15 protein-coding genes are annotated in these 12,551 nt (G+C 51.9%); 7 read left to right on the plus strand and 8 right to left on the minus strand.

The features are described from left to right. Positions 1 to 69: 69 nt before the first annotated feature. A complete protein-coding gene (locus tag H8S59_RS04010) occupies positions 70 to 951 on the minus strand; it encodes a LysR family transcriptional regulator (protein ID WP_095097373.1) in 882 nt (293 codons plus the stop codon). Positions 952 to 1,088: 137 nt separating this feature from the next. Here H8S59_RS04010 and H8S59_RS04015 point away from each other — a divergent pair, with 137 nt between their 5' ends. Then, complete coding sequence (locus H8S59_RS04015) at positions 1,089 to 2,189, plus strand: NADH:flavin oxidoreductase (RefSeq protein ID WP_187520575.1); 1,101 nt, start codon at positions 1,089 to 1,091, stop codon at positions 2,187 to 2,189. 206 nt (positions 2,190 to 2,395) lie between these two features. Here the strand turns inward: H8S59_RS04015 and H8S59_RS04020 are convergent, their stop codons facing one another. The 3 genes from H8S59_RS04020 to H8S59_RS04030 all read right to left on the minus strand — a co-directional run bounded on the left by H8S59_RS04020 (position 2,396) and on the right by H8S59_RS04030 (position 5,442). Next, positions 2,396 to 3,373, minus strand: coding sequence for a 5'-nucleotidase (locus H8S59_RS04020; RefSeq protein ID WP_095097379.1), 978 nt, complete (start codon positions 3,371 to 3,373; stop codon positions 2,396 to 2,398). Positions 3,374 to 3,890: 517 nt separating this feature from the next. Then, on the minus strand, positions 3,891 to 4,877 hold the full coding sequence (locus H8S59_RS04025; RefSeq protein ID WP_187520576.1) for a DUF6508 domain-containing protein: 987 nt from the start codon (positions 4,875 to 4,877) through the stop codon (positions 3,891 to 3,893). Positions 4,878 to 5,061: 184 nt separating this feature from the next. Further along, a complete protein-coding gene (locus H8S59_RS04030) occupies positions 5,062 to 5,442 on the minus strand; it encodes a hypothetical protein (RefSeq protein WP_187520577.1) in 381 nt (126 codons plus the stop codon). 294 nt (positions 5,443 to 5,736) lie between these two features. Here H8S59_RS04030 and H8S59_RS04035 point away from each other — a divergent pair, with 294 nt between their 5' ends. Next, positions 5,737 to 6,291 (plus strand): HD domain-containing protein, encoded by a 555-nt coding sequence (locus H8S59_RS04035; RefSeq protein WP_187520578.1) that lies wholly within the window; start codon positions 5,737 to 5,739, stop codon positions 6,289 to 6,291. 370 nt (positions 6,292 to 6,661) lie between these two features. Here H8S59_RS04035 and H8S59_RS04040 read toward each other — a convergent pair whose 3' ends face one another. The 4 genes from H8S59_RS04040 to H8S59_RS04055 all read right to left on the minus strand — a co-directional run bounded on the left by H8S59_RS04040 (position 6,662) and on the right by H8S59_RS04055 (position 9,776). After that, positions 6,662 to 7,135, minus strand: a complete 474-nt coding sequence (locus H8S59_RS04040; RefSeq protein WP_187520579.1) for an SMI1/KNR4 family protein — start codon at positions 7,133 to 7,135, stop codon at positions 6,662 to 6,664. A gap of 67 nt (positions 7,136 to 7,202) precedes the next feature. Next, the gene (locus H8S59_RS04045; protein WP_187520580.1) at positions 7,203 to 7,913 is read right to left on the minus strand and encodes a hypothetical protein; all 711 of its coding nucleotides are present in this window, start codon (positions 7,911 to 7,913) and stop codon (positions 7,203 to 7,205) included. A 55-nt stretch (positions 7,914 to 7,968) separates the two neighbouring features. Then, positions 7,969 to 8,685, minus strand: coding sequence for a hypothetical protein (locus H8S59_RS04050; protein WP_187520581.1), 717 nt, complete (start codon positions 8,683 to 8,685; stop codon positions 7,969 to 7,971). A 116-nt stretch (positions 8,686 to 8,801) separates the two neighbouring features. Next, on the minus strand, positions 8,802 to 9,776 hold the full coding sequence (locus H8S59_RS04055) for a hypothetical protein (protein WP_246475062.1): 975 nt from the start codon (positions 9,774 to 9,776) through the stop codon (positions 8,802 to 8,804). A 314-nt stretch (positions 9,777 to 10,090) separates the two neighbouring features. Here H8S59_RS04055 and H8S59_RS04060 point away from each other — a divergent pair, with 314 nt between their 5' ends. From H8S59_RS04060 to H8S59_RS04080, 5 genes are all read left to right on the plus strand, one after another. Then, the gene (locus H8S59_RS04060) at positions 10,091 to 10,522 is read left to right on the plus strand and encodes an SMI1/KNR4 family protein (RefSeq protein ID WP_214658188.1); all 432 of its coding nucleotides are present in this window, start codon (positions 10,091 to 10,093) and stop codon (positions 10,520 to 10,522) included. Between the two features lie 30 nt (positions 10,523 to 10,552). Further along, positions 10,553 to 10,912 carry a hypothetical protein gene (locus H8S59_RS04065; protein ID WP_187520582.1) on the plus strand — a complete coding sequence of 120 codons (360 nt, stop codon included), beginning with the start codon at positions 10,553 to 10,555 and terminating at the stop codon, positions 10,910 to 10,912. A 15-nt stretch (positions 10,913 to 10,927) separates the two neighbouring features. Further along, a complete protein-coding gene (locus tag H8S59_RS04070) occupies positions 10,928 to 11,254 on the plus strand; it encodes a hypothetical protein (RefSeq protein WP_187520583.1) in 327 nt (108 codons plus the stop codon). A gap of 66 nt (positions 11,255 to 11,320) precedes the next feature. Then, complete coding sequence (locus H8S59_RS04075) at positions 11,321 to 11,683, plus strand: hypothetical protein (protein WP_187520584.1); 363 nt, start codon at positions 11,321 to 11,323, stop codon at positions 11,681 to 11,683. A 317-nt stretch (positions 11,684 to 12,000) separates the two neighbouring features. Further along, positions 12,001 to 12,342 carry a hypothetical protein gene (locus H8S59_RS04080; protein WP_187520585.1) on the plus strand — a complete coding sequence of 114 codons (342 nt, stop codon included), beginning with the start codon at positions 12,001 to 12,003 and terminating at the stop codon, positions 12,340 to 12,342. Positions 12,343 to 12,551 lie beyond the last annotated feature (209 nt).

Here is a 12,551-nt window from a genome sequence, read left to right on the forward strand (position 1 = left end):
ATGATTACGTATGTTTAGTGATCAGTGTGAGCTGCTGAATAAATACTTCGCGCTTAAGTTATTAGCGCCTCAAGCAGACGGGTCCAGAGCACTTTCAAGAATGTCCAGGAAGGCAGTCACTCGCAGTGGTGTGAAATGCCTTGAGGGGATCGCAGCCCAGACCGATAACGATTCCATGTCGGCGTCCAGAAGGTCAACACGTAAAAGTGAGCCCTCTTCCAACTGCTGACGTACATCCCAGTAGGTCAGCATGGCCAGCCCGAGACCTTGCAGGCATGCCGCTCGAATTGAATCGACGGAGCTTGCCGAAACACTCCCATGCACGCTAAGTAGTCGCACCTGACCATCAACGACGAAGGGCCACTGCGGCATCGCGTGCAATACAAGACATGAATGGCCGACAAGATCCTTCATCACTTTTGGCACACCGTAGCGAGTCAGGTAATCAGGTGATGCGCAGAGCAATCGCGGGTTGTCTGCAAGGCGCCTGGCGATTAATCCGGAATCCCGCATGGGGGCGATTCGGATCGCCAAATCCAGGCCTTGACCCACCACGTCCATCAGGCTGTCAGAAAAGGCCAGGTCGACTCGCGACGCAGGATTTCTGGCAAGAAACGCCGGAATCAGCGGCATTATCACAGCCTGACCGAACACTGATGGCGCAGTCATCCGCAGCGTGCCGCTGGCACCACTTGAAGTGGGTGCCAGCATCGCCCGTGCAGCCTCCTCTGCCTCCAGCATGGTCTGGGCGTAGGGAAGAAATGCTTCGCCCTCGGGTGTCAGTGCAACGGAGCGCGTGGTGCGATGCAGGAGTCGAACACCCAAATCATGCTCCAGTGCCGCCAGACGGCGAGAGACAGACATAGGACTCGTGCCCAGCTGCCTGGCAGCGCCGGATAAGCTTCCGCAAGACGCAATGGTTGCGAGGACAGCAATATCAGTTAGTTGCATGGTTATATCACTTATCGTTAAACAGGCTTATCAGCTCCAGACAGTACTCCCGCTGAAGGGTCATCGCTATCCTGTTGCTATCTATCAACAGCCGCTGGCAGTCGTCTACTTTCAGCTATCAGATTCAGGATAACTCGATGACCGATCACCACAACCATGCTTTCTCATCATTCGATATAAACGGCACATTCATCAGAAACCGCTTTGCGCTGGCGCCGATGACCCGCGTCAGTGCAAGTGAAGACGGCACTGTGACCAAAGAGATGGTGCAGTATTACGAACGCTTCGCCCGGGGCGGCTTCGGACTTTTGATGACTGAAGGTATCTATACAGACCAACGCTATTCTCAGGGCTACCGCTCGCAACCCGGCATGAGCGACGACATTCAGGCGCAGTCGTGGCAGGCGCTCATAACAGCGGCTCACACTCACTCAACACCGGTCTTTGCACAACTCATGCATGCAGGAGCCTTGTCGCAAGCCAACCGGTTCAAGCCCGAAAACATTGCTCCATCCGCCATCCAGCCCAGCGGCGAGGAAATGGCGTTTTACTATGGGAGCGGACCATACAAACAGCCACTGGCAATGACTGATGAGCATATCGCTGACGTAATTGCAGGCTTTACGCAGGCGGCACATAGGGCAATTTCAGTAGCAGGATTTGATGGCTTGGAGATCCACGGCGCGAATGGCTATCTTCTGGACCAGTTTCTGACCGATTACACCAACGTGCGCGGGGACAAGTGGGGCGGCGATCTTAAAAACCGCCTGAGGCTAACGGTTGAAATTCTTAAAGCCGTGAGGCTAAAAGTGGGAGACAACACCCCGGTCGGGGTGCGGATATCGCAAGGCAAGGTCAATAACTTCCTGCACAAATGGGAAGGCCGTGAGGCTGACGCTGAAACCATCTTCGGAACGATCGCCGACTCTGGCGTCGATTTTATCCATGTGACTGAGCATGATGCTTTGGCTCCCGCCTTCGATAATGGCGGACACAGCCTGAGCCGGCTGGCAAAGCGATTCGCACCCGGCATAGCCATTATCACTAATGGAGGTCTGCATGACCCCGCCAGAATTGCACAAGCCCTCGAAGAAGGCGGTGACATGATTGCTATCGGCAAAGCGGCGCTGGCCAATCCTGACCTGCCTGACAAACTTCAAAAAGGCATTGCGCTGGATGAGTTTGACGCCGCCATTCTGGGTCCAATTGCCAACATCAAAGAGGCAGAACTCGCCTGAAAAACATAACCTGCTGGATAAATGGTGGGCCTGTAGGACTGGGTTTAGCCGGGAGCAGGACAGTACATTCGCCGAGTATCCTTCTCCAGACATGATGCCCTCCCGGCTAAAGCCGGTTCTACGGGTAATATTTCCCGCGCGATCTCTTGTCAAACACAACGCAATCGCCGCAAGTGCCACGCCGTCATAAATCCATCATTTGACGCTCAAACGGTGTGATGTGTGACGGCACCCTCTACAGGCAACTCAACCGGCTTGCGATTGGTAATCCCGAAAGGAATATGAACCGAAGGTGCCACGGCACTCGCGGACTTCAGGTGCCCGGACTGATCGTCGAAGAAGATGTGTGGCTTCAGTACGGCAAGCACTTTGCCCTTCTCGATGCCGCCCAGGAAGAACGCGTCGTTGACCATCACGCCCCAGCTTTTCAGGGTGTTCAGCGCGCGCTCGTGTGAAGGTGCGCTTCGGGCAGTGACGATGGAAACCCTGATCCGGTTTTCATAGTCAGGGTTGAGCTTTTTGTGCTCCTCCTCAACGGACTGGATCTTCGCCATCCGGACCATGAATTCCTTCAGAGGACCTGGGTTGTGTGGCTCCATGGCGTTTTTCACTTCATGCGCATGGAATTCCACCAGACCGGACGATTGCATGACAGTCTCGGCCTCATCCCCCGCCAGCACCCCATCAAAGTCGAAAGCGATACGCAGGGTCTTGTCGTCTTCATCGTCATCAAACTGCGAATCCAGCACTTGGCCAGCCGGATGCCCGGCCTTGATCGCAGCCTCGACGTCAGCCTTGTTACCTGACAGAAACAGGGCGATGTTCAAAGCCGGAATGTATTCGTAAGGCGACCGCCCCTGCATGAAGATAGCGCGGGTCATGCCCAGCCCGTAATGCTCGATGGTCTTCATCACCCGCAATCCCGTGTCCGGGTCGTTCCGGGATAACAGCACCACCTCGACCAGTGGATCGGAGGGGTCTTCACACAAGTCATTCAGCGATAGCAAACGCTTGATGAAAGGAAAAGCGATCCCCTTGGGCAGCGGATTGTTCAGGTTCTTCTCCTGAAACTTCCGGTACTCCTCCTCACCCTGACTGCGAAACACAGCGTCCGAGTCCAGCAGATCAAATACCGCGCTGGAGGCGACGCCGATGACCAACCGATTGTCCAGCTCGTAAGGCATTAGGGTTCTCTTTGTCAGGCCGTGGGATACACGATGAAGTGCGTCAGGGATGAGTGATTTAAATAAACTTTCGCGTGCCTGCCTTTACGGCAAGCGGTCAGGCAGGTTATAGCTTTTACGCCATGCGCACCTCGTTTAACAATTCCGGGGACGGTCCAGAACCTTAAGCAACTTTTGGACTTGGCGCCACGACGACATCAGTGATCCCCTCAAAATCGAAACCTAACGCGGCGCCATCCGACAATGCTGATCTGGTTGAACGCACCTTTCCAGCCTCCACCAGGCTCTTGACGACCACTGGCTTGCAATGCGGTGTTTTTTCTCTACGAGCAGAAATCAACCTACCAGGTTTAATTGGGCAAGTAGGTTAACGACATTGCTCGCGGGTCAATACATAACTATTTATATGAGCGCATGGTTTTTGCAGTGCCCTATCTGCGTGGCAGCTGAATGATGATTCTTGTCGCTGCCTCGCTTAGATGTGTGCCACTAAACAGCTACAGCCGTGAAAAAATCCTCACACTTCCTCCCGCAACACCGCCAACCTGTTCAGTACATTAAGCACATAGCCCTTCTCGATAACCAGGCCATGATGCCCATCACTGAAACGCTCTCCTCTGAGGCACAGCGTCAGCATCGCCTGAATGTCTGCCAGGCTCGCCCGAGCGATGTAGCCTTCGTCCTTGAGCATGATTGCGGCACCGTGCTTCATGTAATCGATATCGGTCCAGCATTCTTTTTCCAGCACTCGGAAGAAGTCCTTGAAGACATCGAAGTACACGGGCCAACGATCCTCAAGCACATGGGTTTTTATTGCCACCCCGCCGGGATAGAGCGTGGGCAGCCAGGCCAGCAGTTCGTCCATGTCGGCGGCCTGAGGCACGGGCTCGCTGGGCGGACGCACTAATGGGGCGGCACTCTCCGAAGTGGCGCTGTGCAATTCAACTCTGTGGAGATGTGACGCTACGTATAGCTCAAACGCCTGGACCTGACCGGATCTATAGGGGTTTTTACCGTAGGAATGAACATCTTTGCTGTAGCGGAGAAAAGCTTCCGATTGTGGCCCCTCTGCAAACAGCGAAACGATCGCTGCACTTTGCAGCAGCCAGTAAATATCCTCCGAGCCCTCTCGCCCCTTCATGCTGGAGAGATCGAGAACACTCGAAAACAACTTCCCCGCCAATTGGCGACCTGCTTCACGAAACTCCCAACTCAAATCATGGGGTTCAGCTTGTTCAGCCTGGGCGACCCAGGCTTCGTAGCGACTGATCAGGGTGGTGTCATCCAGCCCTATCGGCGGGCATGCTGGCGGAGTGAGTGACAGTGGTTTTGGCTCCTCATAGACCGGCAGCCAACTCAGGTTTTGGGCAACACGCGACAGCGGCTCGCCTTCGTTGCGGGTCGGGGAATTCGAAGCAACCTTGGGCTTAACAGGGCTTTGCTGGGGCTCAACGGGGCTTTGTTTGTGGCCGAAGTACGCTTTCAAACGATCCAGAAGTTTCATCTATGAAATCCCACCTTAGTCCAGCTCCTGCACTTTAAGATTTTTGGCATCAGGTCAGTATGAGATACCTGCGATGTTCGGCCCGCTAGCAAATCCGATAATTGATGAGTTAGCAGCGGGGGTAATATTGAAATGATTGTCCGGCGTTTCATGACGTGGAGCGAAGGTAACAGGCACTGTTTTTTCATAACCAAGGCCATAACTTGCAGGCTTCATTGAACAGCGCCATAGCGAATGAAAAAAAAGTCAGGATCAGAATCACCATGGACATGCGGCGCCCCGTGTAACTACGACTCCACGGAACAACGTATAGGCGCTCTTCACTGGACAGGTTTTTCAGATAGCGATGACGGATAACAAAAAAAACCACACTGATGACCGGGTAGATGAATATCACAAGCTGGGCCATTTTTTTCCCACCAAGAAGCCCCAATAGCAAAGGCGTCACCAGATAGGCGCAACCTACCCAGAAATCCATCTTTTTCAGAACCCGGCGTGCGTTGTCGCCTGGGCACGGCCTTGCCTTTCGCGGCTTCCTCGGTTTCCTGGCCTTTTCCGTTATCATGTAATACTCCTTTGCCTCCCACTCAGCCTCTGCCCGCGATACGTTGTAGTACAGTATCCCCCGGTCACCTATCGGGAAACCAGAAAGGCCGGGGATGAATTTTCGTCATCGGCGTGATGACGAGTGCCACGCAACACCGCATAGCTGACCGACGACCCGGAGCTGGCTAATGCTTTGAGAGCCGCCTGCTACATCGGCATGCAAATCGCCCGGGGCCTGAAAATCCAGTTACCCAATGGAATGCCACCTGAAAAGGCTTCCCCGCAATTAACCACCTGCTCTGGAGACAGCCGTATGCCTGGTGATGACCTGCAACGCCTTTATAACAAAGCCTGGCTATACGCCTCTCACGCCCACCTTGGGCAGAAAATGACAGGCTCGGACCTGCCCTATACAACCCACGTGGCGATGGTTGCCAATGAACTGATTTTTGCCGCCCGGGAGTCCTCGGTCGGCGATCTGGCAATTGCCTTACCCGCTGCGTTGCTACATGACGTGCTGGAGGACACCCCCACTACGCAGGAAGCGCTGACAGACGCCTTTGGTCCAGAGGTGTCTTCGACTGTCGCGAGCTTGAGTAAAAACCTGATTGTGCCGTTCTCCGAAGAGCGCTACTTCCAGGGTATCGCCAGCCATTCTCGTGAAGCTGCTTCGATAAAACTGTGCGACAGAATTACCAATCTGCAGTCGGCACCCGCCACATGGGCCAAGGCAAAACGCGCTTCATACCTCGTCGAGTCCGAACAGATTCTGGCCGCGCTCGAGCAGGCTAATGACTACCTCAGGCAGCGACTGACTGACACCATGGCGCGCTATGAACAGCTTTACGTCAGGGAATTCAAAGGCTGAGATCATCAGGAGCAACTAAAGAGCCTCTGACACAACTCTGCCGAGAACCAGACACAGACCTGTAGGAGCGCGCTTGCCCGCGATGCGGTGCCTCAGCGAAAAATGTGTAACCTGACCTGACGCCATCGCGGGCAAGCGCGCTCCTACAGATCCCATGTTTGCTGCGCGAAAGCGCGGTGTCAGGGACACTGTGCGACCTCCTACAGATAGAGCGCGCACGAGCAACGCTAGGCCGCGATGGCGGTGCATCAGACAGGACGCCATCGCTGCCTCGCGCTGCTCGTGATCACCTACAGAAAGTTTTAATTCAGTTAGGAGTTTTATTTTTGATCAGAGCCGCACAGGATTCAAAGCGTTCTTCCCAGGCCGGTTACTGACTGAGCTCTTCCCTAAGACCCTCAGCCCATTCATTCAAGGACTGGTACGCGATACTCCGGTCGTCCCAATCGTGCCAATAATGGATGAGCTCTCCAGTGCCTGAAGGCGACGCATCCACAACGACATAGTCCCCGGAATCATTGGTCAGGAACGGTACCCAATATCGCTCCCATGGCTCACAGAACTCTTCCTCCGGGTCGAGAAAAAATTTCAATGCATCCATTATTTCACTGGCGGCGAGCAAGCGCCGGTTGTCACTTTCGCGCAGCTCCGCATTCCACTCCTGGCCGTCATGCCAGAGCAACAACTGACGTAAACCCAATGGCAAAGGCGCACCCAGCAATTGTTCTATCTGCTGGATTGAAGTCTCGCTTGCTGGAGGTCGAAGTGTCACGAGACTATCGGGTGGCAGCAGCTTCTCGATAGTAGTGAGGCATTCGGTAAAGGCTTGAGGTGTTGTAGGCATGACTCTTTTCCTTGCGATTAACCATGAAGGCGCGACTAGAAGAGTGTGGGATTGACGTGATGAGCCATCAGCGGCCTGAGGTCTTGCTCAGCGACATCAGCCAATTCAGCAGCCTGCCCATCCACCAACGGCGACGAGCCTCCCGAATTTCATCGATGTTTTCAAAGGTCAATTCCGAAGCACGCTTCTCCTTCGCTTTAATAGCCTTCAACATACGAATCGAGTTTCGGCAGATATAGAGCAAATAAAAGACACTCAGTGTTAGTACGTAAACTGCAACGAACCCATCGCTGACCTGCCACACTATCTTAATCCCAAACGCCGACACCAGCGCTATAGATGCCAGCACGTTCCCTGCGAACTGGCTGTACTGTCCGCCTACCACCAGTACTCTGTTATCTCTGACCTCGTAACCGGGCCTGCCATCTGGAGAGCGGGTGAAGTAGAAAAACCCGACTACGACTGCAAAGAGCAGGACGGGCACCATGGCCAGAGAGATGGAGTCAATGAAAGACTGCTCATAGTCGCCCCGACCCACCATATACAAACAGCCTGAAATCATGAGGGTAAACGAAGCAAGCGACCACTTCTGAAAATGCGAGAGAAACGCAACATAACTCTCGTTTATATAGATCAAATACAGGGTACGTAACAGCAGCACCAGCAACGCAATGCCAACAACCCAGAAATACCCGGAGCTGAAAAAAAATATCGAACTGAATAGCGCTGTCAGGGCCCATATACTATAAAGACCAGTCTTCAAGTTTTCTGAATCCATGAGCACTTCCTCCTCCTCTCTCAGGTTAACGTTAGTGAAACAATCTGATTCGGGCTCAACGTCCTGAGGCCTTGCTCAGCGAAATCAGCCAATTCAGCAGCCTGCTCATCCACCAGCGACGGCGAGCGTCCCGAATTTCATCGATGTTTTCAAAGGTCAATTCCGAGGCGCGCTTCTCCTTGATCCTGATAGTGTTCAATACCCGAAACCAGTGTCGGCGGATATAGATTAAATAAAGGGTCAACAGTGTTAGCACGTAAACCACAAATACCATCTCGCTGAGCTGCCACGCGATCATCATTGCAATACCCGATGCCAGCACTATCGATGCCAGAAGGTTCCCCGCAAAGTGGCTGAACGGTTGGTCTACCGCCACCACTTTATTACCCCTGACCTCGTAACCGGCTCTGCCCTTCTGAGGGCGGGTAAAGTAGAAAAACAATACCTCAACCGTAAAAAGCAAGACAGGCACCATGGCCAAAGAGATAGCGTTACTGACAGACTGCTCATAATCGCTCCGCGCCACCAGATACAAAGAACCTGAAATCATGATAGAAAACGACACAACAAAGCCCACGTGATAATGGGTGACCACAGCGACAAAACTCTCACTTATATGTATCAAGTAGATGGTACGTGCCAGCAGCACCAACAAAACCCCACCCAAAACCCAGAAATACCCGGTACCTGCAAACATGAATGAGCTGAACATTGCTGTCAGGCCGAAGACACCATAAAGGCTCTTCCTGAGGTTTTCCGGGCCCATGTCCATCAACACTTCCTCCGTCGTCATCAGGTGACGATCTTGAAACAATCTGATTCAGACCCGGATATGGACGCTTAACCTGAAACAGGAGCAGTGGCCATGGCCACTGCTCCCGATACCGATCAAGCCAGAACGGGCTCTACCTGGTCGCGGTTTCCGGTTTCAGCGCCAAGCAGCACGTGCAGCGTATTGAGGAACAAGTCATGACTCAGAATGCCGGTGCATATCGTCGACAGCACCACTTTTCCATTCTCGTCTTTGATAACGACTTTCTCGGTCCAGTTGCTCAGGTCAATCGTGCGCAAGGTTGACATGGGTACCTTGCTTCCCTGTACCTCAAGAAAATCTCTGGTGACGGTGATCGGCGAGGTCTTGATGTTCAGGAAGTTGCCAGACACACGTTTGCTCCAGACTTGCCCGGAACTTATGTAATTGAAGGTCACCGCACGCCCCGACTCTAGCGTGTCCATCACTTCAGGAAAACGAGCCCGTACGTGCAACTCACGCACCAACTGTTCAAAGTCATGAAAGCCTTTCAAGGTTTCAATGACCCGATGGAAAGGCTCGCTTGCATTACGACGGTAGGCGACGTTGGTGATCATGCCGGTCATCACGGTCTGGCCGGAACCAAAGAGGTAGAGGTCCTCGATATCAGCAAACGCAGTGTACTCCCGCTCGCCCTTGATCAAACGAGCGATGCCATGCTCAAACACTTCGTAAACCGGCTCACGCAGTTTTTTATGCCATACGTAAATGGCAAACGTGCAAAGCCCTAAAATAGCCAACCCTGCGCTCGTTAAATTGATCAGCATCTGCGGGCTTGAAAAGTTGAGTGTCATGCCACGGCTGACGGTGGTTACCGGACCATTGTTGCCAGGCGGCAGGATCGTGCCCAGATACAACACGAATGCAGCCAACCCCAATAATACGACGCCGAAAATCAAGCTAAACACCAGAAACCCTTTGCCGTGGCGAAAGGTAGCGATCAATTCGCCAGTTTCTGGAGACTGAGAGGATTGCTGCATAAATTCTGCTTCCCTGTATGGAGTTTGAAGAGCAAAGCTGCCCAGGCAACCTGCCACATACGTGGCGCTCATGAGAGTTTCAAATGGACCTGAACATTGCCTGAGCAATCTCTGTCGGCGGTTGGAACATGGCTAAACGATATCGTTCACCAACCGATGGTAATTTTTCAATTCAGAAGAGTTTTCGAGGAGCACGGCTTGCCGTACTTTCGAATCAAAATCGCTCTCGCCGCGGAGGCACTGGCTCGAGTACATGAGCAAGTGGTTTAATCCCTTATTAGCCAGCCCTGCCGGTGCTGACAAAGCCTGGTGCGAGTTACGGATATTGAGCTAACTATCAAGTGAGAACCTGTTTAAAACAGGTAAGGAGAATTAGTATTAACAACTTGAAAGAAAAATACCTGAGCCTCCACAAAGCCGACACCTCCTCTGCCGAGGAGATAAGATGGGTAGAGAACGCCTTAAGCGTGAGTTTGCCCGACGACTTCAAAGAAATTGCAACATTTTATACAGGTGGTTTTTTAGGTGGCATTAGTCACCATGCGTTTTTTAGCGCGGCTAACCCATTGAACATTGTAAGCGAGACGCTACGTCTCAGGAAGGCGATAAATCTGGCCAAGGAATATATTGTATTGGCGGAACCCGCTGAAAGCCTCATCGTTATGAACCTATCAGCGCCTCCTGCGATCATCTGGTGCGATGCCAATGACGCTGAGCATTTGGGCACAGGCGAATTTTCAACACCTCCCGACTATTGGGAAAACTATGCCAGCTTTTTTTCCTATCTGCTGGAACGAGAAGCGTCCGAAGATTATTAAATCTTTGGATAGGATCAACCGGGAGAAGAAATGTCTATTTTAGCTATCGTTATTGACGAACCCACCCTCAGGCCCGCCACGCTCATCAAGCTTCATAAATTCTTGACGCTACCATTACAGAAGGTTAAAAGTCTTTGCACTGGTGGCAATCCTATTCTGGAAATCGAGCTCTTTGACGGTGATCTTCAGGACACTTCAACATTCGTACGCGGTGTATTAAAAATAATTTCCGATGAGAAAATCTCGGCGAAATTCTATGAGATACCGTCCGGGGAAAGGTATGCAGGCAACAAAAATCTGCAGAAACGTGAGGTGACGGCAGACCTGGTCAATAGTATTCTAGACGCGGCAGGTGAAGAATTTGAGCGCCAGCAAGACGGCCAAGCTTAACCTAAGGATAAGACAATGATAGACTTTACGCTGTTTAGCGTGCCCATGCTGTACAGCAGAAACAAGAACACCCAATACAAAGAACATATAATCCAGATGTCCACTGCGCTTTTAAAGTTCTTGCATGACGAGGGGATAATAAGCACGCTTCCTTTCACCGAGAATGGTGACCTTAAAATGGATTTTTTAATTCGCAAATCCGACGTGACTGAAGAAGGCGTCGAGCTATTTAAAACCGCCATACCCAAATGGTGGCAAAAAATAGACCGTGGGCTTGATCGCTCAGATGTTAGTTATCTCAAGTGGGAGCTTGATAAAATGAGAGCCTCCAAAAAACACTAAACCAGGCACCTAAAAAAATTTACAAAGATCATAAAACTAAAACCCAGAGACACCAGCGGAGTGTTTATGTCTTCAGAACAACATTTTGTTAACGCTATATACGATGAACTTTTTAAAGATAATTTCAACCGGTACCAAGCATCGTTGAACAGCCCCCCGGATAACGGCACAGATCCCTTCGCAAGGGCAAGAAATGCTCTGGCTTCACTGGATGACGCTCAAAGGTCTGACGTTATAAACTTTTTGAAAGTCGTGATATCCGATAGCGCCTGCGTAATTTTAGGAACGTTGGACGGCGTACACTTCCCCGGCTACCTAGACGGAGAGTTTCTACTTTCTTGCGACGGCGAAGAAATTCAGGGTGATCTGATGGATACTTTCATTGGAAAAGCACAAGACGACGGCGTTTATGAATACTTCTCGATGTAGCGTCACCGGAATTAAAACGGGGCGCTCGGCCGAGCGCAGCCACAGAGCAGTTTCGGCGCAACAGAGCTTCGTCATCGTCGATAGATATCGTCATTAACGTGTCGCTGAACACCCGTTTTCTTTCCTTAACAAAGGGCCTGTCGTACGTCGGTGCATTGTTGTCTATCGGCAGGAAACTTCAACGTACGTTCGAGCTTGTTTCAGCCACTCGCCAGGAATACTGAATACGATCCCGAAAACTCGTCACTCGGGCTTTCAGTCTGGCGATCCCTCTGCGATGATTAGCGCTAATTACAACCTGGATGTAGGCAAGCATAATGATCACTCTTGTTTTTTTTGCAGTCACCCTGGCTGGATTAGCTTACCCGGCTATCGTAATGTTCCGGGTCGTCAATGCCGATGCCAAAGGCGGCCTCTCAAAGGTACTCACTGCGGGTACTTTATTCAAGATGTCGCTGTCGTTCATGGTCTTGTGTCTGGCGTCGGGTGCTATTTTTCTGGGCGGCAGTGCCAGCGGCATCAGCGGGAGTGGAGGCAACGCAGAGAACCAACAGTTTCTCGATACAGCCTCACACATCAGTGAGTTCTGTTTGTATACAAGTTTGGCACTTGCTGTAATAGCACTGATTAGTTATGCCCTTAAGAAGAATGCCCTATAGTTGCGTCAGTTGGAGTGGTGACGGCAATTCACGTAACACAAGCTGCACCCTCCGTTACTAAAATAATAAAATTGCCTGCAAGCGTTTCAACGTTTGAAACGGATACACGCGCCAATATCTTACCGCCGATACTGCAAGACTCCCAATGATGGGGTAATTGTCAATTGGCAGTACGTCCTCAGCTGGCGGCTAGCGAACCGGGATACGGG

It is taken from the genome of Pseudomonas folii (assembly GCF_014357575.1).
Classification (GTDB): Bacteria; Pseudomonadota; Gammaproteobacteria; order Pseudomonadales; family Pseudomonadaceae; genus Aquipseudomonas; species Aquipseudomonas folii.

Bases quoted from the DNA above. Each gene is read 5' to 3' on its own strand.
- H8S59_RS04010 (WP_095097373.1), bottom strand. From the start codon at position 951: ATGCAACTAACTGATATTGCTGTCCTCGCAACCATTGCGTCTTGCGGA.
- H8S59_RS04015 (WP_187520575.1), top strand. From the start codon at position 1,089: ATGACCGATCACCACAACCATGCTTTCTCATCATTCGATATAAACGGC.
- H8S59_RS04020 (WP_095097379.1), bottom strand. From the start codon at position 3,373: ATGCCTTACGAGCTGGACAATCGGTTGGTCATCGGCGTCGCCTCCAGC.
- H8S59_RS04025 (WP_187520576.1), bottom strand. From the start codon at position 4,877: ATGAAACTTCTGGATCGTTTGAAAGCGTACTTCGGCCACAAACAAAGC.
- H8S59_RS04030 (WP_187520577.1), bottom strand. From the start codon at position 5,442: ATGATAACGGAAAAGGCCAGGAAACCGAGGAAGCCGCGAAAGGCAAGG.
- H8S59_RS04035 (WP_187520578.1), top strand. From the start codon at position 5,737: ATGCCTGGTGATGACCTGCAACGCCTTTATAACAAAGCCTGGCTATAC.
- H8S59_RS04040 (WP_187520579.1), bottom strand. From the start codon at position 7,135: ATGCCTACAACACCTCAAGCCTTTACCGAATGCCTCACTACTATCGAG.
- H8S59_RS04045 (WP_187520580.1), bottom strand. From the start codon at position 7,913: ATGGATTCAGAAAACTTGAAGACTGGTCTTTATAGTATATGGGCCCTG.
- H8S59_RS04050 (WP_187520581.1), bottom strand. From the start codon at position 8,685: ATGGACATGGGCCCGGAAAACCTCAGGAAGAGCCTTTATGGTGTCTTC.
- H8S59_RS04055 (WP_246475062.1), bottom strand. From the start codon at position 9,776: ATGAGCGCCACGTATGTGGCAGGTTGCCTGGGCAGCTTTGCTCTTCAA.
- H8S59_RS04065 (WP_187520582.1), top strand. From the start codon at position 10,553: ATGTCTATTTTAGCTATCGTTATTGACGAACCCACCCTCAGGCCCGCC.
- H8S59_RS04070 (WP_187520583.1), top strand. From the start codon at position 10,928: ATGATAGACTTTACGCTGTTTAGCGTGCCCATGCTGTACAGCAGAAAC.
- H8S59_RS04075 (WP_187520584.1), top strand. From the start codon at position 11,321: ATGTCTTCAGAACAACATTTTGTTAACGCTATATACGATGAACTTTTT.
- H8S59_RS04080 (WP_187520585.1), top strand. From the start codon at position 12,001: ATGATCACTCTTGTTTTTTTTGCAGTCACCCTGGCTGGATTAGCTTAC.